Annotated in this window: 17 protein-coding genes and 1 pseudogene; 14 read left to right on the top strand and 4 right to left on the bottom strand. The window is 64.5% G+C overall.

The features are described from left to right. Positions 1 to 538: 538 nt before the first annotated feature. From L0U81_RS01155 to L0U81_RS01145, 3 genes are all read right to left on the bottom strand, one after another. Complete coding sequence (locus L0U81_RS01155; protein WP_233799773.1) at positions 539 to 1,336, bottom strand: PhaM family polyhydroxyalkanoate granule multifunctional regulatory protein; 798 nt, start codon at positions 1,334 to 1,336, stop codon at positions 539 to 541. 82 nt (positions 1,337 to 1,418) lie between these two features. After that, a complete protein-coding gene (locus tag L0U81_RS01150) occupies positions 1,419 to 2,276 on the bottom strand; it encodes an enoyl-CoA hydratase/isomerase family protein (RefSeq protein WP_233799772.1) in 858 nt (285 codons plus the stop codon). 330 nt (positions 2,277 to 2,606) lie between these two features. Continuing rightward, the gene (locus tag L0U81_RS01145; RefSeq protein WP_233799771.1) at positions 2,607 to 3,590 is read right to left on the bottom strand and encodes a fumarylacetoacetate hydrolase family protein; all 984 of its coding nucleotides are present in this window, start codon (positions 3,588 to 3,590) and stop codon (positions 2,607 to 2,609) included. 148 nt (positions 3,591 to 3,738) lie between these two features. On the opposite strand from L0U81_RS01145, the gene L0U81_RS01140 reads away from it, so the two are divergent. The 7 genes and pseudogenes from L0U81_RS01140 to L0U81_RS01110 all read left to right on the top strand — a co-directional run bounded on the left by L0U81_RS01140 (position 3,739) and on the right by L0U81_RS01110 (position 11,898). Beyond that, on the top strand, positions 3,739 to 4,665 hold the full coding sequence (locus tag L0U81_RS01140) for an IclR family transcriptional regulator (protein ID WP_233799770.1): 927 nt from the start codon (positions 3,739 to 3,741) through the stop codon (positions 4,663 to 4,665). 43 nt (positions 4,666 to 4,708) lie between these two features. Continuing rightward, positions 4,709 to 6,028 (top strand): DUF3108 domain-containing protein, encoded by a 1,320-nt coding sequence (locus L0U81_RS01135; protein ID WP_233799769.1) that lies wholly within the window; start codon positions 4,709 to 4,711, stop codon positions 6,026 to 6,028. 151 nt (positions 6,029 to 6,179) lie between these two features. Then, on the top strand, positions 6,180 to 6,968 hold the full coding sequence (locus tag L0U81_RS01130; protein WP_233799768.1) for an alpha/beta fold hydrolase: 789 nt from the start codon (positions 6,180 to 6,182) through the stop codon (positions 6,966 to 6,968). A 120-nt stretch (positions 6,969 to 7,088) separates the two neighbouring features. Beyond that, positions 7,089 to 7,346 carry a BTH_I0359 family protein gene (locus L0U81_RS01125; RefSeq protein WP_233799767.1) on the top strand — a complete coding sequence of 86 codons (258 nt, stop codon included), beginning with the start codon at positions 7,089 to 7,091 and terminating at the stop codon, positions 7,344 to 7,346. A 303-nt stretch (positions 7,347 to 7,649) separates the two neighbouring features. Beyond that, positions 7,650 to 8,720 carry a homocysteine S-methyltransferase family protein gene (locus L0U81_RS01120; protein ID WP_233799766.1) on the top strand — a complete coding sequence of 357 codons (1,071 nt, stop codon included), beginning with the start codon at positions 7,650 to 7,652 and terminating at the stop codon, positions 8,718 to 8,720. A 68-nt stretch (positions 8,721 to 8,788) separates the two neighbouring features. After that, positions 8,789 to 11,518: pseudogene (gene metH / locus L0U81_RS01115) on the top strand (methionine synthase); the annotation flags it as partial. A 182-nt stretch (positions 11,519 to 11,700) separates the two neighbouring features. Beyond that, on the top strand, positions 11,701 to 11,898 hold the full coding sequence (locus L0U81_RS01110; protein ID WP_233799764.1) for an acid-shock protein: 198 nt from the start codon (positions 11,701 to 11,703) through the stop codon (positions 11,896 to 11,898). Between the two features lie 124 nt (positions 11,899 to 12,022). Here L0U81_RS01110 and L0U81_RS01105 read toward each other — a convergent pair whose 3' ends face one another. Further along, positions 12,023 to 12,349, bottom strand: a complete 327-nt coding sequence (locus L0U81_RS01105) for a DUF1840 domain-containing protein (protein ID WP_233799763.1) — start codon at positions 12,347 to 12,349, stop codon at positions 12,023 to 12,025. Between the two features lie 449 nt (positions 12,350 to 12,798). On the opposite strand from L0U81_RS01105, the gene argS reads away from it, so the two are divergent. The 7 genes from argS to L0U81_RS01070 all read left to right on the top strand — a co-directional run bounded on the left by argS (position 12,799) and on the right by L0U81_RS01070 (position 20,162). Continuing rightward, positions 12,799 to 14,589: an arginine--tRNA ligase gene (gene argS, locus L0U81_RS01100; protein ID WP_233799762.1), complete on the top strand. Its 1,791-nt coding sequence runs from the start codon at positions 12,799 to 12,801 to the stop codon at positions 14,587 to 14,589. Between the two features lie 79 nt (positions 14,590 to 14,668). Next, positions 14,669 to 15,472: an SPOR domain-containing protein gene (locus L0U81_RS01095; protein ID WP_233799761.1), complete on the top strand. Its 804-nt coding sequence runs from the start codon at positions 14,669 to 14,671 to the stop codon at positions 15,470 to 15,472. Positions 15,473 to 15,648: 176 nt separating this feature from the next. Then, positions 15,649 to 16,287 (top strand): thiol:disulfide interchange protein DsbA/DsbL, encoded by a 639-nt coding sequence (locus L0U81_RS01090; RefSeq protein WP_233799760.1) that lies wholly within the window; start codon positions 15,649 to 15,651, stop codon positions 16,285 to 16,287. Between the two features lie 15 nt (positions 16,288 to 16,302). Further along, complete coding sequence (locus tag L0U81_RS01085) at positions 16,303 to 17,076, top strand: SDR family oxidoreductase (RefSeq protein WP_233799759.1); 774 nt, start codon at positions 16,303 to 16,305, stop codon at positions 17,074 to 17,076. A 3-nt stretch (positions 17,077 to 17,079) separates the two neighbouring features. Then, complete coding sequence (locus L0U81_RS01080) at positions 17,080 to 17,898, top strand: helical backbone metal receptor (protein WP_233799758.1); 819 nt, start codon at positions 17,080 to 17,082, stop codon at positions 17,896 to 17,898. Between the two features lie 203 nt (positions 17,899 to 18,101). Continuing rightward, on the top strand, positions 18,102 to 19,688 hold the full coding sequence (locus tag L0U81_RS01075; RefSeq protein WP_233799757.1) for an ABC transporter substrate-binding protein: 1,587 nt from the start codon (positions 18,102 to 18,104) through the stop codon (positions 19,686 to 19,688). Between the two features lie 30 nt (positions 19,689 to 19,718). After that, positions 19,719 to 20,162, top strand: a complete 444-nt coding sequence (locus L0U81_RS01070; protein WP_233799756.1) for a lysozyme inhibitor LprI family protein — start codon at positions 19,719 to 19,721, stop codon at positions 20,160 to 20,162. Positions 20,163 to 20,279 lie beyond the last annotated feature (117 nt).

The following is a 20,279-nucleotide window of genomic DNA, read 5'->3' as shown; positions in this document are numbered from 1 at the left end:
CCACCCCTGTTCTGCACATACTGTGTGTGTCTGTTGCTGCTACGTGTAGCCGTTTTTACCTACGACGAACGGGCGTGCCGTTTATCGGCCAAGCATTCAATTTTACGCGCCAACCGGCCGCCCAGAAGCATCGGGCAACAAAGAAGTCCGGGCTTTTGAATTGGCGCCTGAAGCGTGAATCAGGTGCCGCAGCCAACCATGTGTGGGGGATACCCTTTGCCTGAGGTCGAGCCAGTTCGGCTCCACAACCGCACCGTCCAGCCCTGCGCCGGTAGTACCGGCGGCAAATGACGCGAGGGCAGCGGGATTGGTTCTTCTCAGCGCACGCCCCAAAGCCTGATCAAGCTTACACAATCATAGCACGCGCACCCCACGGAACCCGTGACAGAAGCGGTGCGAACGTGCTGTGGTGTTGACTTCTCTCAATAAAGTCGGCCATACACGCGGACGGAAATCGCCGGCGCCGGCATGGGGGCAAAAACGGGGGACGATGCGTCGCTATCGCACCCGGTGCGAGCGAGCTGCCCGCACCGCCCGTTCAGGACGACTTTTTCGGCGTTGCCGCGCGCGTGGCTTCGCCGGCCGCACGCTTCGTTGACGTCGCTGGGCGCTTCGCGGCCGGCCGTTTGGCGGCAGCCTTCGCGTTTGGCGCTTCGGCGCCCGGCGTGCCGACGCCAGGCGCTCCGGCGGCGTTCGACTGTCCCGGCTTGCCCTGCGTGCCCCCGCCCGCCGCGGCGACCGCTACGGACGGCTGCGTCATCGCGAACTGCGCGATCTGGTTGAACTGCGATTGCAGCAGATTCCACCACGCGGATGCATCGAACGCGGGCGCCGCGGGCGCTTCCTCTTCGTCGCTATCCGCTGCCGGGATCTTGTCGGGCGCGGGCTCGGCCGGCTTCGCCCAGCTCGGCGTGGGCGCGGGGCTCGAAGCAGGACTCGGTGCGCCACTCGCCACGGAGCTCGACCCAGCAGCCGCGGGCTGCGACATCGACGATTGCGCGAACGCGCCGAACGCGCGCAGCGTCGCGAGCGTGGCGCGCTGCACTTCGAGCGCCTGGATCGCCGACTGCAGCATGCTCAGATTCAGCTTCAGCCATTGCTCGACCGCGCGCATGTCGGTGATGCGCTTGTCGAGCTCTTCGACGCTGGTGAGCGGCGCCATCATGTCGGACATCATCGATAGCGACGGACTCGTGTCGCCACCCGGCTGCGCGCCCGTCATGGCAGCACCGAACGGCGACAGCCGAATCATGCTCCACATGCGATCGAGCATTTCAGCGGGCGGAAAACCGGGAAAGCCGGAAAAGGGCGGCGTACCGCCAGTGGTGTCGGTCATGCTAGTCGCCTCGGTGCTTGAAGATATGGGGGATGCGCGCAGCCGCGCGCGTTGATTCGATCATACCGTGCGGGGCGTGGCATCACGATCGTTTGGGCTGTTGTGGATCGCCCGCGCCAAAATCCGGCGCACGCCGCTCGCGCAACGAGTTCAGGCCCTCGCGCACATCCGGCCCCGCGAAGCCCATGAATTCGAGCGCGAGCGACGTATCGAACGCCGGGCCCGCCGAGCGCAGCCAGTTGTTCAGCGCGTACTTGGTCCATCGGATGGCGGTCTGCGAACCGTCGGCGAGCTTGCGCGCGACTTCGAACGCCTTCGGCAGCAGAGCGCTTTCGTCGACGGCGAGCGAGACGAGCCCGATGCGTTCCGCCTCCTCGCCGCTCACCGGCTCGCACAGCAACAGGTAGTACTTCGCCTTCGCCATCCCGCACAGCAGCGGCCAGACGATCGCCGCGTGATCGCCCGCGGCGACCCCGAGGCGTGTGTGTCCGTCGATGATGCGCGCCGTCTTCGCCGCGATCGAGATATCGGCGAGCAGCCCCGCGACGAGCCCCGCGCCGACCGCCGGACCGTGCATCGCCGACACGATCGGCTTGCCGCAGTTGATCACGTTGTAGACAAGGTCGCGCGCTTCGCGCCACACGCGCGTGCGCACGTCGAAATCGTTAGCCATGTCTTCGACGAGCTGCAGGTCGCCGCCGGCCGAAAAGCCCTTGCCCTCGCCGCGGATGATCGCGACGCGCGTGTCGGGATCGCGATCGATGTCGCGCCAGATCTCCGCGAGTTCGTAATGCATGCGCTCGTCCGCGGTCGCAAGCCCGCTTTTATTCGCGCCCTCGCCGCTCATCACGACTTCGAGCACGCCGTGCGGATGACGCTGCAAACGCAGCGAGTGGTAGTGCGCGTAGTACGCGTCGTTCTGTTGCGATGACTGAGACATGATGAGCAGTCCGTATGAGATTCATTCAGTCGCGCGAGGGAATGCCGAGTGCCGTGCACAGCGTCGCGGCACTCCGCGCGAGCCGCGTTGACACAAGCCGCGCGCGTGAACGGACGACGCGCAAGCGCGCCGATGTTCATCGGCGGGGAAGTCCAATCGCGGCATTCTGTCTCCTCACGTCGGGTTTTCGTTGTGATGTATTGCCGATGTGCTACCGATGCGTTGCTGCACGCTACGCGCTTTTCGCACCGTCCCAGCCGGTGCGCGCAAGTCAGTGTAGCCGCGCCCGCAGGCGGCGGCATCGGGCGAAACCCTTTCGCGGCCGGTGCTTCATTCGAGCGGCGCGATGCTCTGCTCGATCGCACCGAAAATCGACTTACCCGCCTCGTCGAACATTTCTATCTTCACGGTGTCACCGTACTTCATGAACTCCGTTTGCGGCGCGCCGTGTTCGATCGTCTCGAGGCAGCGCTTCTCGGCGATGCAGCAGTAGCCGCGCTTCGCGTCCTTGTTCGACACCGTGCCGGAGCCGACGATCGAACCGGCACGCAGATTGCGGGTTTTCGCCGCATGCGCGATCAGCTGACCGAAGTGAAACACCATGTCGGTGCCCGCGTCGGGCTGGCCGACCTTCCTGGCGTTCCAGTGGACGATCATCGGCCGATGCACGCGGCCTTCGCGCCAGTGTTCGCCCAGTTCGTCGGGCGTCACCGCGATCGGCGCGAACGACGTGGCCGGCTTGCTCTGGAAAAAGCCGAAGCCCTTCGCGAGTTCGGCGGGAATCAGGTTGCGCAGCGACACGTCGTTGACGAGCGTAACCAGCCGCACGCCGCGCAGTGCCTGCTCGGGTGTCGCGCCCATCGGCACGTCACCCGTGATGACCGCGACTTCGGCCTCGAAGTCGATGCCGTACTCTTCCGATGCGCACACGACGTCGTCGCGCGGACCGATGAAGTCGTCGCTACCGCCCTGGTACATCAGCGGGTCGGTCCAGAATTCCGGCGGCATTTCCGCGCCGCGCGCGCGCCGCACGAGCTCAACGTGGTTCACGTACGACGAGCCGTCGGCCCACTGGAACGCGCGCGGCAGCGGCGCCATGCACTCCTTCGCGTCGAACGAAAAGCTGTTGCGCGCGCGGCCCTGATTGAGCGCGTCGTAGAGGTCATGCAGTTGCGGCGCGTAGAAGGCCCAGTCGTCGAGCACGCGCTGCAGCGTGGGCGCGATCGTGTCGGCGATGGCCGCGGTGTGCAGGTCGCGGGACACGACGATCAATTGACCGTCGCGCGTGCCGTCCTTCAGCGAAGCAAGTTTCATAGAGCTGTGAACCGTGTGTTAGTGACGATGGAGGGAATCTATTCTACGATGGTGAATCGGCGCGGCCCAGTATCTGCGTGTTCGTCGTCGTTGTCAGTGAAACCGCCGCCATTACGATTACCGAATGCGCTGCCCGCGCCTATTGCACATGTCCGCCAACGCCCGCTCCGGTTCGATCCGCACCCGCACCGCCCCTGCGTCCGCCGACGCTCTGCTCGACCCCGGCCATGCCGCCGACGCAATCAGCGCCGACGACGAAACCGGCGAACCCGGCGAAGAAAAACTGCGCTCGGGCATCCAGTCGATCGAGGTCGGTTTCAGGCTGCTCGACGTGCTGACCCACGAACCGCGCGCGATGATGCTGCGCGATCTCGCGCACCGCGCGGGCATGAGTCCGGCGAAGGCGCATCGCTATCTGGTCAGTTTTCTGCGGCTCGGCGTGGTCGCGCAGGATCCGCTGTCGGGTCGCTACGAACTCGGCGGCTTTGCGTTGCAGTTGGGACTTGCGCGGCTTGCGCGCGTCGACGGTGTGAAGCTCGCGCGCATCGCGCTCGCCGAACTGCGCGACCGGCTCGATCTGACGGTCGGCATCGCCGTGTGGGGCAATCAGGGACCGACGATGGTGCATTGGATGGAATCGAGCCATCCGGCCAAGGCATCATTGAAACTCGGCGACGTAATGCCCTTGCTCAGCTCCGCGAGCGGTCTGCTGTTCGCGGCCTACCTGCCGTCCGGCAAGACCGCTGCGATGCTCGAGCGCGAGCTCGCCGACTCGCGGCGCTCGTCGTATAGCGGCGCGCCGCGCACCCGCGAAGACGTCGACAAGGTGCTCGCGGAGGTGCGCGAGCACGAGGCCGCGCGCGTCGAAGGTATGCTGCTGCCGACCATCCACGCGTTCTGCATGCCGGTGTTCGATTCGACCGGCGAACTCGCGCTCGGTCTCGTCGCGCTCGGCCATGAAGGCGCGTTCGATATTCGGTGGGGCGGCGAGATCGATACCGCGTTGCGCGAATGCGCGCACAAGCTGTCGTACGAACTCGGCTATAGCGCCACGCCGCGTAGCGAAAACGGCTGATACACGGGACGGTCCGTTCAACCTCTCACAAATTCAAGCGCCAATGGATTTTGCTTCCGCCACCCGCCGTCAAGATCGCCTGCCGCCGTTTGGCAGCGGGCCGCGACGCGGTGCGCGTGCGTGGCGCTGGATCGCGGTGCTCGTGGCCGTGGCGGTCGTGCACTGGATCGCGGCGCAATGGTTCGAGCGCACTCGCATGAATCTGACTTCGGGGGATCATGAGCATGTGCCCGTGCAGGTTGCGCTGCTGACGCCCGAGAGGGTCGAGCGTCAACCGGCGCAACAGCCCGCACCGGCGCCGCGTGCGCCCGCGCCCGCACATAAATCCAAGGCAAGCCCGCCGCGCGAGCGGCATGTGTTGAGCGCGTTGCAACCCGCCAAACCGAACGAGCCGGCGCTCGCGCCCGCCTCGGAAGTGGCGGCGAGCGCACCGCCCGCCGCCGCGAGCGCGGATGCATCGCCCAGTGCGAATGCGGGCGGCACCGCCGCGAGCGCGCCTGCCGCAGCCAGCGCACCGCAAGCGTCGACGGGCGTGAAGTTTTCGGTACCGCCGTCCGCCGAACTCGACTACGACACGTTCTACAACGGCGTGCGCAACGCGCCTGGCACGATCCATTGGGCGAGCAACGCACAAGGCTACGAAATGATCGTGTCGGTGCCGCTGCCGTTCGTCGGTCCGTTCATATTCTCGAGCCACGGCGGAATAGATGCGTTCGGCCTTGCGCCGGCGCAGTACAGCGAAAAGCGCGGTCGCCGCGCGGAAGACATCGCGATCTTCAATCGCAACGACAACAAAATCGCCTTCACGCGCACGCCGGCCACGTTGCCGTTGCCCGACGGTGCACAGGACCGCTTCAGCGTCGTGATGCAACTCGCGAGCCTCGTGCGCGGCGATCCGGATGCCTATAAGCCTGGCGTGACGCGACAGTTTTTTGTCATCGATACCGATAGCGGCGAAAACTGGCCGATCGAGACGATCGGCGACGAGACGATCCGCGCGGCGCAGGGCTATCTGGAGACGCGTCATTTCAAACGTCTGCCGCGGCATGACGGCGATCAGCGCCGCATCGACGTGTGGCTCGCGCAGTCGCTCGGCTGGCTGCCCGCCCGCATCCTGCAGACAGAACCCAACGGTACACAGTTCGAACTGGTGTGGCGCGGCAAGCTGAATGTCGATGAGGCAGCGCCGCATGACGGTGGCAATGGCGGCAATGCTGGCGCGGCGACTGCGGCTGCCATGCCGGCGGCGCCCTCTGCTGCCGCTCCTACAACGCCCGCGCCCGCCGACGCATCGGCAGCAACGCCCGACGCCGCTCCCGCCGCGCCGGTCGATTCGACCGCTCCCGCCATCATCAAACCGTGACATGTTTCGTGACAGACTGGCACGAGCAAATCCTCACGATATCGGCGAAACTTCCTTTGCAACGCTGACTCGCACGTCATTGGCGCCCCCGTTCGCGCGAACGAGGCGACCCACCGCGCTATTTCACTGCGTTTCCTTCGAAGGAGTCCGCATGCAAGTGAACATCAACGGTATCGAAACACGCTACGTGCTGAGTAACGAAGGTGGCGGCCCGTGGCTCACGTTCATCCATCAGTTGGGCGGCGATCTTTCTATCTGGGATCAGATGGCCGGCTATTTCCGCGACGATTACACGGTACTGCGCTACGACGTACGCGGTCACGGCCACAGCGCGGTTGCGCGCGAGCCGTTCGCCATGCGCGATCTGGCCGACGATCTCGCCAATCTGCTCGATGCGCTCGGCGTGCGGACGACGCACGTGGTCGGCCTGTCGCTCGGCGGCATGATCGCGCAGCAATTCGCGCTCGATCATTCATCGCGGATCGACACGCTGACGATCGCCGACAGCACCGGCGGAACCCCACCCGAAAACCGTGCAATATGGGATGAGCGCGCACATACGGCGCGCAGCGACGGCATGGCGGCGCTCCTGCCGTCGACGATCGCGCGCTGGCTCACCCCCGGCTTTCAGACTGCGCATCCCGAAGCAGTCGAGCCGATCAGCGAGACATTTGCACGCACGCCGTCTGAAGGTTTTGCGATGGCCTGCGAGGCGCTGCGCGATTTCGACCTGCGCGGCCAGCACGGCGTGATCCGCTGTCCGACGTTGACGGTGGCCGGACGGCACGACACTGGCACGCCACCTGCTGCTACACAGGCGATAGCGGAGGCAATCGAAGGCGCCCGCTTCGAGATGCTGGACGCCGCGCATCTCGCGCCAATCGAGCAATCTCACCGTTTTGCCGCGTTGCTTGAATCGTTTCTGGAGCGGCGAGTCTAATGGTCAGGTCCGGAGTTTTTTTACTAGCGTCGTCCGGACCCACCCCTTGAATTCCATCTCACATGCTCCACCTAGGATGCAGAGCAGGGCAGGAGCCCAACGGAAATAAGGAGTGTCGCCATGCAAATGATCTATAACAGCCCTAACTACTGTGTCGTCGAGTTTCCGCCACAGGAAGGTCAGCTGGCCATGAAGTCGGGCGGCTACGAGATTGTCGACAAGAACATGCAGCGTGAAATCTACCTCGACGGTGCAATGGCGGCGCAATTTCGCGAGCATGTGCAAAAACTGATCGAAGGCGCGCCGACGCTGGACGAGGTCGACGAATTCCTCGGCCAGTTCGACAGCCTCATGCATCAACCTGTGATCCTTCATTAACCGGAGGAGGTTGAGCACACGCTCTGGCGACATCGAACGACCGCATCGCGCGGCTTTCTCGGCGCGTTTCATCAGGCGGTCGGCGGCAGCGAAACGGCCCGGCAGGCTTCGGCTTGCCGGGCCGTTTTTTTGCGTCGCTTTTTGGTTCGTTTGTTAGCGCATTTCTGAATTCTTCGTGCGGCGCGTCTTTGTCGGTCGATCCTGCCGTTCGCGCTCTGCCCGGCCCGCGCGCCGGGCGGATCCGTCCGGCAGCGGCTACAATGACAAGTTTTCCGCAAACGCCGGCGCAAGCCCTCGTCCGCCATGACCCAGCCTGCTCAAACCGCCACGCCAGTCCGCTCCGAACCCGCCTACACGCGCGGCGCAGCGCTGCCCGCGCTGCTGAATTCACGCATCCTGATCCTGGACGGCGCGATGGGCACGATGATCCAGCGCTACAAGCTCGACGAAGCCCGCTATCGCGGCGAGCGCTTCAAGGACTACGCACGCGACATCAAGGGCAACAACGAACTGCTGTCGATCACGCAGCCGCAGATCATCACCGAGATTCACGAGCAGTATCTGGCGGCGGGCGCGGACATCATCGAAACCAACACGTTCGGCGCGACCACGGTCGCGCAGGCCGACTACGGCATGGAGTCGCTCGCCGTCGAGATGAACCTCGAATCGGCGAAGCTCGCGCGCGCTGCGTGTGACAAATACTCGACGCCGGACAAGCCGCGCTTCGTCGCCGGCGCGATCGGACCGACCCCGAAAACAGCGAGCATTTCGCCGGACGTCAACGATCCGGGCGCGCGCAACGTGACCTTCGACGAACTGCGCACGGCCTACTACGAGCAGGCGAAGGCGCTGCTCGACGGCGGAGCGGACCTGTTCCTCGTCGAAACGATCTTCGACACGCTGAACGCGAAGGCAGCGCTGTTCGCGCTCGACGAACTGTTCGAGGACACCGGCGAGCGCCTGCCGATCATGATCTCGGGCACCGTTACCGATGCGTCGGGTCGCATTCTGTCGGGCCAGACCGTCGAGGCGTTCTGGAACTCGCTGCGTCACGCGAAGCCGCTTACGTTCGGCCTGAACTGTGCACTCGGCGCGGCGCTGATGCGCCCGTACATCGCCGAACTGGCGAAGCTCTGCGACACCTACGTGTCGTGCTATCCGAACGCCGGCCTGCCGAATCCGATGAGCGACACCGGCTTCGACGAACTGCCCGCGGATACCTCGGGATTGCTGAAGGAATTCGCCGAAGCGGGTCTCGTGAACATCGCGGGCGGCTGCTGCGGCACGACGCCCGAGCACATCGCGGCGATCGCGAAGGCACTGGCCGAACTGAAGCCGCGCAAGTGGCCGACACAGTATCGCGACGCGGCCTGAGCCGGCCTGACGCACTTCACCCCGACGCTCGCACGCCCCTGCCCGCCCCTTAACGCACGCACCCGACTCGCACTCACGCCATGACCGATCACACCATGCGCCTTGCCGGCCTCGAGCCGTTCAACGTCACGTCCGGGACGCTCTTCATCAACGTTGGCGAACGCACCAACGTGACAGGCTCGAAGGCGTTCGCGCGAATGATCCTGAACAATCAGTTCGACGAAGCATTGGCCGTCGCGCGCCATCAGGTCGAAAACGGCGCGCAGGTGATCGACGTGAACATGGACGAGGCGATGCTCGACTCCAAGGCGGCGATGGTGCGCTTCATGAATCTGATCGCGTCGGAGCCGGACATCGCGCGCGTGCCGATCATGATCGACTCGTCGAAGTGGGACGTGATCGAGGCGGGCCTGAAGTGCGTGCAGGGCAAGGCGATCGTCAACTCGATCTCGCTGAAGGAAGGCAAGGAGCAATTCGTTCATCACGCGAAGCTGATTCGCCGCTACGGCGCGGCCAGCGTCGTGATGGCGTTCGACGAAAAAGGCCAGGCTGATACCTTCGCGCGCAAGAAGGAAATCTGCCAGCGCTCGTACGAGATTCTCGTCAACGAAGTCGGCTTCCCGCCTGAAGACATCATCTTCGACCCGAACATCTTCGCGGTCGCGACCGGCATCGAGGAGCACAACAACTACGCGGTCGACTTCATCGAGGCAACGCGCTGGATCAAGCAGAACCTGCCGTATGCGAAGGTGAGCGGCGGCGTGTCGAACGTGTCGTTCTCGTTCCGCGGCAACGACCCGGTGCGCGAGGCGATTCACACCGTGTTCCTCTATCACGCGATCCAGGCGGGGATGGACATGGGCATCGTCAACGCGGGGCAGCTCGGCGTGTATGCCGAACTCGATCCGGAACTGCGCGAGCGCGTCGAAGACGTCGTGCTGAATCGCCGCGAAGACGGCACCGACCGCCTGCTCGAAATCGCCGACAAGTTCAAGAGCGGCGCCGCGAAGAAGGAAGAGAACCTCGAGTGGCGCAACCAGCCGGTGGAAAAGCGCCTCGCGCATGCGCTCGTGAGCGGCATCACTACGTTCATCGTCGAAGACACAGAGGAAGTGCGCGCGAAGATCGCCGCCGCCGGCGGCCGTCCGATCAACGTGATCGAAGGTCCGCTGATGGACGGTATGAACATCGTCGGCGACCTGTTCGGCCAGGGCAAGATGTTCCTGCCGCAGGTCGTGAAGTCGGCGCGCGTGATGAAGCAGGCGGTCGCGCATCTGATCCCGTTCATCGAGGAAGAAAAACGCCAGCTCGCGGCGGCCGGCGGCGACGTGCGCGCCAAGGGCAAGATTGTCATCGCGACCGTGAAGGGCGACGTGCACGACATCGGCAAGAACATCGTGTCGGTGGTGCTCCAGTGCAACAACTTCGAAGTGGTCAACATGGGCGTGATGGTCCCGTGCAGCGAGATCCTCGCGAAAGCGAAGGTCGAGGGCGCGGACATCATCGGGTTGTCGGGCCTCATTACGCCGAGTCTCGAAGAGATGGCCTATGTCGCGGCGGAAATGCAACGTGACGACTACTTCCGCGTGAAGAAGATTCCGCTCCTGATCGGCGGTGCGACGACCTCGCGGGTGCATACCGCGGTGAAGATCGCGCCGCACTACGAGGGACCGGTAGTCTACGTGCCGGACGCGTCGCGCTCGGTGTCGGTCGCGTCGAGCCTGCTGTCGGACGAGGGCGCCGCGAAGTACATCGACGAACTGAACGCCGATTACGACCGCATCCGCAATCAGCACGCGAACAAGAAAGCGCAGCCGATGGTCACGCTCGCCGAAGCGCGCGCCAATAAAACAAAAATCGACTGGACGGGCTACCAGCCGGTCAAGCCGAAGTTCATCGGCCGTCGTGTGTTCAAGAACTACGATCTGAACGAGCTCGCGAACTATATCGACTGGGGTCCGTTCTTCCAGACGTGGGATCTCGCCGGCCCGTATCCGGCGATTCTCAATGACGAGATCGTCGGTGAATCGGCGCGGCGCGTGTTCTCCGACGGCAAGTCGATGCTCGCGCGCCTGATTCAGGGCCGCTGGTTGCAGGCCAATGGTGTGATCGCGCTGCTGCCGGCCAACACGGTGAACGACGACGACATCGAAATCTACACGGACGAATCGCGCACCGAAGTCGCGCTGACGTGGCGCAATCTGCGTCAACAGAGCGTGCGGCCGGTGGTCGACGGCGTGATGCGGCCGAACCGCTCGCTTGCCGACTTCATCGCGCCGAAGGACTCGGGCGTCGCCGACTACATCGGCATGTTCGCGGTGACGGCGGGTCTTGGCGTCGACGTGAAGGAACGCCAGTTCGAGAAGGATCACGACGACTACAGCGCGATCATGTTGAAGGCGCTCGCGGATCGCTTCGCCGAAGCATTCGCCGAAGCGATGCACGCACGCGTGCGGCGCGATCTGTGGGGCTACGCGAACAGCGAAAACCTGTCCAACGACGAGCTGATCGCCGAAAAATACCGCGGCATCCGCCCGGCGCCCGGCTATCCGGCCTGCCCCGACCACCTCGTCAAGCGCGACATGTTCGACGTGCTGCAGGCGAACGAAATCGGCATGAGCGTGACCGAATCGCTGGCGATGCTGCCGGCGGCGAGCGTGTCAGGCTTCTACCTCGCGCATCCGGACAGCACCTATTTCTCGGTCGGCAAGATCGGCACGGATCAGCTCGACGACTACGCGCAGCGGATGTCGCTCACGAAAGCGGACGCCGAGCGCGCGTTGGCGCCGTTGCTATAAGCGTGAGACGGCACGTGGCGCGGGCCGCGCGGCCCGCGTTCGCCACTATATCGAGTCCGAAAGACTGAATATTTGCGGCCACGGCAATTTCGGCTTTGTAGACTAAGTCGGCTTTCATCCCGTCAGGCGCGGCCGCAACGCGCCGGCTCACCGAGATTGCAACCGTCACCGGAGAAAATCGTATGAAGAAGCTGACGCTGTTATTGACCGCTGTTTCGCTGGCCGTCGGCACGTCCGTGGCACTCGCGCAACCCGCCGCGCCGACCGGCTCGAGCTCGGTCAGTTCCTACTCGCCGCCGACCGAGGCGCACGTCAAAAAGGCGAAGAAGCAGAAAAAGAAGCCAGGCGCGGCAGCGCCGGCGGACTCGGCGAGCCAATAAGCGGCACAGCGCAGACGCCTTCCGAATGACAAAGAGCCCGCGGCGAGCGGGCTCTTTTCCTCATTGCGCCAAAACGCTGACAACCCGCTCCGATGGGGCCGCAGCGCTCGGGATCCAGCAGAAATCAAAGCCCCCAGACGATATCCGCGTTTTCCTTCTGCGCCGCACGCAGCATGTCGAGGAACGGATACGCGCGCTGCGCGAGTCCAGGCGGAATCTCATGACGATCGTGGCCGTCCTCGCCCTCGTGGAAATGGCCCTCGTGCTCGGCACGCTCCTGCTTGTCGGAGATGATCGCCGCTTCGAGCTTCTCGATGGCCGGGCCCAGTTCGTCGTGAGTGATGACGCCCCGCTGCCCAAGGCGTTTGCCGACAATGCCGACCAGATATTGCGCCAGATTCTCCAGCATCATCACGTCCGGGCAGGCGCGGCACTTGAAAGTAATCAGCATGACTGTTCCCTTTTTCGTTATGGCGGGTTGACGCACGAGTCTCCCGCGGGCGGCAACAGCGCGCGCCTGACGTGGCGCCGACAAGGCGCGCGGCGGCCACAGCCCCTCGCGGGCATCTCATTGAACATATTAGCACCTGCTAAAATCCGTCTGAACGGAAAAGCGCGCCGCCCAGCGCCGCGTACGGCGAGGCTCGACGAGCATTGCGCACGGGTATGACCGGGGGCGTCGAATCATCGGTCGCAATCCGCATGCCGCGCGAGGTTGCCTAACGGCGCCCACCGCGTTGCGCAGTCTGGGTTGGGTTTCGTCGCACCGCCCTCGGGGGCAGTCTGCCGGCGGCGCCAGCAGCGCCGCAAAGCGCGCGGCCGCGTTCCACGCTTCCGACACCGGCCGCGGCCGGCGCCTCTTCCGCCTTACCGGATTGCCTCACTGGACTCGCAACAAGCATGCTGCCCGCACATAAACACACACTCGAAACACTGCTCGCCGAGACGGTGAAGCAGGTCGCGATTGCCACCCAAGGCGCGACCGAAGCCGCTTTCGTCTCGCCCGCCATCGCGCTGGAGCGCCCGAAAGTCGCCGCGCACGGCGACGTAGCGTGCAACGTCGCCATGCAACTCGCCAAGCCGCTGCGCGCCAATCCGCGCCAGCTCGCGCAACAGATCGTCGATGCGCTGCTCGCCAATGTGCAGGCCAAAGGCCTGATCGACACCGCCGAAGTGGCGGGCCCCGGCTTCATCAACCTGCGCCTCACGGCCGCGGCCAAGCAAGGCGTGATCGCCGCCGTGTTCGCCGAGCAGGGCGCATACGGCCGCTCGCAGCGCGACGCCGGCAAGCATGTGCTGATCGAATTCGTGTCGGCCAACCCGACCGGTCCGCTACACGTCGGTCATGGCCGCCAGGCCGCGCTCGGCGATGCGCTCGCGCACGTGCTCGCGTCGCAGGGCTGGGACGTGCACCGCGAGTTCTACTACAACGACGCCGGCGTGCAGATCCACACGCTCGCGCTGTCGACCCAGGCACGCGCTCGCGGCCTCGCCCCCGGCGACGAAGGCTGGCCCGCGTCGGCCTACAACGGCGAGTACATCGCCGACATCGCAAAGGACTATCTGAACGGCGTCACGGTCGAGGCGAGCGACGGCGAGCCCGTCACCGGCGCGCGCGATGTCGAGAACCTCGAAGCAATCCGCCGCTTCGCTGTGACGTACCTGCGTCGCGAGCAGGACATGGACCTGCAGGCGTTCGGCGTGAAGTTCGACCAGTACTATCTGGAATCGTCGCTGTATACGGAAGGCCGCGTCGAAAAAACGGTCGACGCGCTGATCGCCGCGGGCAAGACCTACGAGCAGGAAGGCGCGCTGTGGCTGCGCACCACCGACGACGGCGACGACAAGGACCGCGTGATGCGCAAGACCGACGGCACCTACACGTACTTCGTGCCGGACGTCGCCTATCACGTCGCGAAGTGGGAGCGCGGCTTCACGAAGGTCATCAACGTGCAGGGCTCGGACCACCACGGCACGATCGCGCGCGTGCGCGCAGGTCTGCAGGGTCTCGGCATCGGTATCCCGAAGGGCTACCCCGACTACATCCTGCACAAGATGGTCACGGTCATGCGCAACGGCGAAGAAGTGAAGATCTCGAAACGGGCGGGTAGCTACGTGACGGTGCGCGATCTGATCGAATGGTCGGGCGGCGCGACGCCGGGCTCGGAAGCGGCCATCGATCTGATCGACGAGGAAACCATTCGCCGCGGCCGCGACGCGGTGCGCTTCTTCCTGATCTCGCGCAAGGCGGACACCGAGTTCGTGTTCGACATCGACCTCGCGCTGAAGCAGAACGACGAGAACCCGGTGCACTACGTGCAATACGCGCACGCGCGCATCTGCTCGGTGATCGCCGAGTGCAACGCGCGCTACGGCCTCGACGAGAGCACGCTCGCGAGCGTGGACCTCGCGCCGCTCACGAGCGAGCGCTCAATGGCGCTGCTCAACAAGCTCGCCGAATTCCCGGACATGCTGCAGCACGCCGCAGACGAGCTCGCTCCGCACGCGGTTGCGTTCTATCTCCGCGAACTCGCCGGAGAATTTCACTCGTTCTACAATGATCGTGCCGAGCGCGTGCTGGTCGACGATGCGGCCGAACGCAACGCTCGCGTCGCGCTGCTCGCGGCCACGCGCCAGGTGCTGGCCAACGGTCTCGCGACGATCGGCGTCTCCGCCCCCGTCAAGATGTAACTCCTCCAGCGTAATATGCGCGCGGCCGTCGTTATAATCGACGGCCGTTCCTGGATTCTTTTTGCAGGTGATTCGTACGATGGCAAAACCACGCCGCACAACAAAGCAATCGAAGCAAACCGGGGGCACTTTTCTCGGGATCGTGCTGGGCCTGATCGTCGGCCTGGCGATCGCGGTCGTGGTGGCGCTCTATATAACCCGTGCACCTACGCCGTTCGTGTCGAAGGTCGCCCCGCCGGCGGCGACGGACAACGGCGCGAGCCAGGCGCAATACGATCCGAACCGTCCGCTGCAAGGCAAGACGCCGGGCCAGCCGGTGCCGCAGGCCGCGCAACCCGCACCGCCGAACACTGCGCCGGGTCAGACCAACGCGCAAACCCAGACGGGCATGCTCGAAGAACCGCAGATCGTCGAAGTGCCACCGTCGGCCGGCAATGCGAACACCAACGGCACGGCGGTTGCGCCGAATGCCGCGCAGGATAACGGCACCGGCGGCATCGTCGCGCCGGCGAAGAAGCCGCAAACGTCGAGCGCGCCGGCCGCCACCGCGGCAGGCTCCGCGCCGAAGGGCACGAGCGCGGCCATCGTGGCCAATGTCAAACCGGGCTCGGCCGCCGCGCCGGCTCCAGCGCCGGCCGACGCGAACACCGGCTACTTCCTGCAGGTGGGCGCGTACAAGACCGCCGCCGACGCCGAACAGCAGCGCGCGCGTCTTGCGTTCCAGGGCTTCGAATCGAAGGTCACGCAACGCGATGCCGGCGGCGTCACGTACTATCGCGTGCGAATCGGGCCGTTCTCGAAGTTCGAGGACATGAATTCGAGCCGTCAGCGTCTGTCGGACGCGGGTGTCGATACCGCAGTGATCCGTTTCACCAAACAATAAATAAACGGTAACGCCGGCTCGCGCGGCACGCCGAACTATCGGCGCGGCGCGCAGGTCACAAGCACGATGGCCGCTTCGAGCTGTATTGTGTCGGGCGGCCACGCCGAATCCGACCAGCGGTGACGGGCCTTTCGCGACGCGTCACCGCGCCACCGCCTTATCTGGGTCTACACAACATGAAAAAACTGCTGAGCATCCTGTTCCTCTCGCTGGGCCTGATCGCGGCCAGCGCGCATGCGTCGCCGTCCGCGCCGGTCGCCGGCAAGGACTACACCGTGCTGGCCACGCCGCAGCCGACCGACGTGCCGGCCGGCAAGATCGAAGTCACCGAATTCTTCTGGTACGGCTGCCCGCACTGCAATGAATTCGATCCGTTCCTCGAAGCGTGGGTCAAGAAGCAGGGTCCGGACGTCGTGTTCCGCCGCGTGCCGGTCGCCTTCCGCGACGACTTTATCCCGCACTCGAAGATGTACCACGCGCTCGACGCACTCGGCGTCGCGAACGAACTGACACCGAAGGTCTTCAACGAAATCCACGTCAACAAGAACTATCTGCTGACGCCGGAAGACCAGGCCAAATTCCTCGCGAAGTTCGGCGTCGATCCGAAGAAGTACATGGAAGCGTACAACTCGTTCTCGACGCAAAGCGCGCTGCAGAAGGACAAGAAGCTGCTCGACGACTACAAGATCGACGGCGTGCCGACGCTCGCGGTGCAGGGCAAGTATGAAACCGGCCCGGCCGCGACCGGCACCCTGCCGGGCACGACCCAGGTGCTCGACTACCTCGTCTCGCAAGTCCGCGCCAAGAAGATGTAATCAAGAGGCGCCGGTATGACCTCACCGCTGAAGGTTTTCATTACCGGCGCTTCGAGCGGCATCGGCCTCGCGCTCGCCGGCGAATACGCACGGCGCGGCGCGATTCTCGGCCTCGTCGCCCGTCGCGGCGAAGCGCTCGCCGCGTTCCAGAACGCCCATCCCCAGAACACCGTCTCGATCTATGCTGTCGACGTGCGCGACGCGGAAGCGCTCGCCGATGCGGCCGCGCGCTTCATCGCCGAACACGGCCTGCCCGACGTCGTGATCGCCAACGCCGGCATCAGCCGCGGCGCGCTGACCGGTCACGGCGATCTGCGCACGTTCCGCGAGGTGATGGACATCAATTACTTCGGCATGGTCGCGACGTTCGAACCTTTTGCCGCCCTGATGGCCGACGCGAAGCGTGGCACGCTGGTCGGCATTGCGAGCGTCGCCGGCGTGCGTGGCCTGCCGGGCTCGGGCGCGTACAGCGCGTCGAAGTCGGCCGCGCTCAAGTATCTCGAAGCGTTGCGCGTCGAGATGCGGCCGTTCGGCGTCGGAGTCGTCACGATCGCGCCCGGCTATATCCGCACGCCGATGACCGAGCACAACCCGTACAGCATGCCGTTCCTGATGGACGCCGAGCGCTTCGCGGCAAAGGTCGCGGGTGCGGTCGAACGGCAGACGGCGTTCGCGGTGTTTCCGTGGCAGATGCGCGTGGCCGCGATGCTGCTGCATGTGTTGCCGCGCTGGCTCTACGACCGCGTGTTCGAACGCGCGCCGCGCAAGCCGCGCGCCGTCACCGAGTAGACCATGCCACCCCGTGCGATCGACGCAGCCGGCGTCTCGCACGATTTCGCGGGCGCCGATGCGCGCATCGTCTCGCTGGTGCCGAGCCTCACCGAAACACTGTTCGCGCTCGGCCTCGAGCGGCAGATCGTCGGACGCACCGGCTTTTGCGTGCATCCGCGCGACAAGGTCCGCGCAGTACCGAAGGTCGGCGGCACGAAGGCCGTCAAGCTCGACGCGATCCGCGCGCTGCACCCCACCCACCTTCTCGTCAATGTCGACGAAAACGAACGCGACACCGTCGAGCAACTGCGCGCGTTCGTGCCGCACATCGTCGTCACCCATCCTCAGACTCCGCGCGACAACCTCGCGCTGTACGCGCTGCTCGGCGCGATCTTCGGACGCGAAGAGGAAGCGCAGCGTTTGAGCCGCGCGCTCGATGCGCGTCTGCGCGAAGCCGCCGCTCACACTTTCACCGCGCAAAACGTGCTGTATCTGATCTGGCGCGAACCGTGGATGAGCGTCGCGCGCGACACCTATATCGCCGCGATGCTGCGCCTCGTGAACTGGCACACGCTGCCCGACCTGCGCGGCGGCAGCGCGGGCGCCGCGCGTTACCCCACGCTCGACTTCGACGACGCGCCGTGGCTCGCGCAACTCGACCGCGTGTTGCTGTCGAGCGAGCCGTACCGCTTCACGGCCGCGCATCGCGATGTGCTCGCGCGCGATCCGCGTCTAGCCGGCAAGCGCATCGAGCTCATCGATGGGGAAATGACATCGTGGTACGGCGTGTGCGCGATCGACGGCATTGGCTATCTGCTACGCCAGGCCGCGGCCGCTTGAAGCGGCAACGTGGCCGCGCCGTTCCACATGGATATGTCGATTAAATGGTTGTCGCCATAATGGCCCTTCGATAAGCTTTCGCGAAGGCGCGGCGCCGGGAACGTATCACAATCGTGGCGACGCGCACGCGGGGACCGCTCACGCATCGCCGCCATAAACACAACCAGACGCACTGCCTGACTGCGCTCGTTACCGGAGATCCTATGCGCTTCAAACTGCTCGCTGCCGCCATCCTGTTCACGGCGCCCGCGCTCGTGCTTGCCAAACCATTGACCGTCTGCACCGAATCGAGCCCCGACGGCTTCGACGTGGTGCAGTTCAACTCGCTCGTCACGACCAATGCATCGGCCGACGTGATCTTCAATTCGCTGGTGTCGTTCGACGAAGCCGCCAAAAAGGTCGTGCCCGCGCTCGCCGAGAAGTGGGAAGTGAGCCCCGACGGCCTGACCTACACGTTCCACCTGCGCCCGAACGTGCAGTTCCAGACCACCGACTACTTCAAGCCGACCCGCACGCTCAATGCCGACGACGTGATCTTCACGTTCGACCGCATGCTCAACGACAGCAATCCGTGGCACAAGGTGGCGGGCGCGAGCGGCTTCCCGCACGCGCAGTCGATGGGACTGCCGAAGCTGATCAAATCGATTACCAAGGTCGACGACAGCACGGTCAAGTTCGAGCTGAACGAGCCGAACGCGACGTTCGTGTCGATCCTGACGATGGGCTTCGCGTCGATCTATTCGGCCGAGTACGCGGACCAGTTGCTGAAAGCCGGCCAGCAGGTCGACCTGAACGCGAAGCCGATCGGCACCGGCCCGTTCGTGCTGAAGAGCTATACGAAAGACGCGGTGATCCGCTACGACGTGAACCCGACCTACTGGGGGGTGAAGCCGAAGATCGACCGCCTGATCTACGCGATCACGCCCGACGCGACCGTGCGCGCGCAGAAGGTGAAGGCCGGCGAATGCCAGATCGCGCTGTCGCCGAAGCCGCAGGATCTCGCCGGTGCGAAGAATGACCAGTCGCTCGCGATCGTGCAGACGCCCGCGTTCATGACGGCCTTCGTCGCGTTGAACACGCAGCAGAAACCGCTCAACAATCAGAAGGTGCGCGCCGCGCTGAACATGGCGTTCGATCGCACGACGTATCTGAAGACCGTGTTCGACAACACCGCGACGCCGGCCGTGAACCCGTTTCCGCCTAACACATGGAGCTACAACCACTCGATCAAGGGCTGGCCGTACGATCCGGCGAAGGCGAAGAAGCTGCTCGCCGACGCGGGCTATCCGAACGGCTTTGAAACGACGATCTGGGTGCGTCCGAATGGCAGCGTGCTGAATCCGAATCCGAAAGCCGGTGCCGAACTGCTGCAGGCCGACTTCGCGAAGATCGGCGTGAAGGCCGACGTGAAGGTGATCGAATGGGGCGAGCTGATCAAGCAGGCGAAGCAAGGCCAGCATGACACCCTGTTCATGGGCTGGGCGGGCGACAACGGCGATCCGGACAACTATATGTCGCCGCTGTTCAGTTGCAACGCGGTGAAGTCGGGTATCAACTTCGCACGCTTCTGCGATCAGGATCTCGACAAGCTGATCGCCGATGGCAAGGCCACGGCCGATATCGGCAAGCGCACGAAAGCGTATGAAGCCGCACAGCAGATCATCCACGACGAAGCGCTGTGGATTCCGCTCGGCTATCCGACCGCTGCCGCGATCACGCGTACGAACGTGAGCGGGTATCACGTGAGTCCGTTTGGGCGGCAGAATTTTGGGGCGGTGGTGGTGCAGTGATTGCGCGGTGCGATTGCAGCAGGTAGGGCTATGCGCACAATAAAACTGATCTGTTTGGGCCTGGCCGCCTGCCTGCCAACAATGGTCCTCGCGGCCTCGACTGCCCCCGTTGCGAGCGAGCATGCTCTGCGAGAGGAATGCAGCGCGTTCTCGCAAGCAGGAATGCGGGACTGTCTGGCAGAAAAAGCAAAGAACAGTCAGACGGCCCTCAGGCAAGCCGAGGAGAAGATGGCCGGCGCCCTCTCCAAATGGGATGAAGACAGCAGGTACGTCAACGAGGCCAAGGCAAAACTCGTCACGTCAAACAAGAAATTCGTTGAGTACCGCGAGACTCAATGCGGATTTTCAGCTGCACCAAGTGGTGGCGGAGCCGGCAATGCGCACGAATCGGGCCGTTTGGCTTGCGTTTCGGAACTCAACAACCGACGAGCCGAGCAACTTCGCGATGCTGCATCCGACTTGCTGTTGAAGTAGTTCGCATGAGTAGACCCGGATCGTTGCGCTGCCCGCAGCTAATGGTGCCGAATCATTCAAAAAGCCCGGTTGTGCTGACGCGCAACCGGGCTTTTCCATCAGCGGAACGAATCGAAA

Source organism: Paraburkholderia sp. HP33-1 (genome assembly GCF_021390595.1).
In the GTDB taxonomy this organism is placed as follows: Bacteria; Pseudomonadota; Gammaproteobacteria; order Burkholderiales; family Burkholderiaceae; genus Paraburkholderia.
Note: the sequence above shows the minus strand (reverse complement) of the source record. Positions and strands in the feature narration are given on the sequence as shown.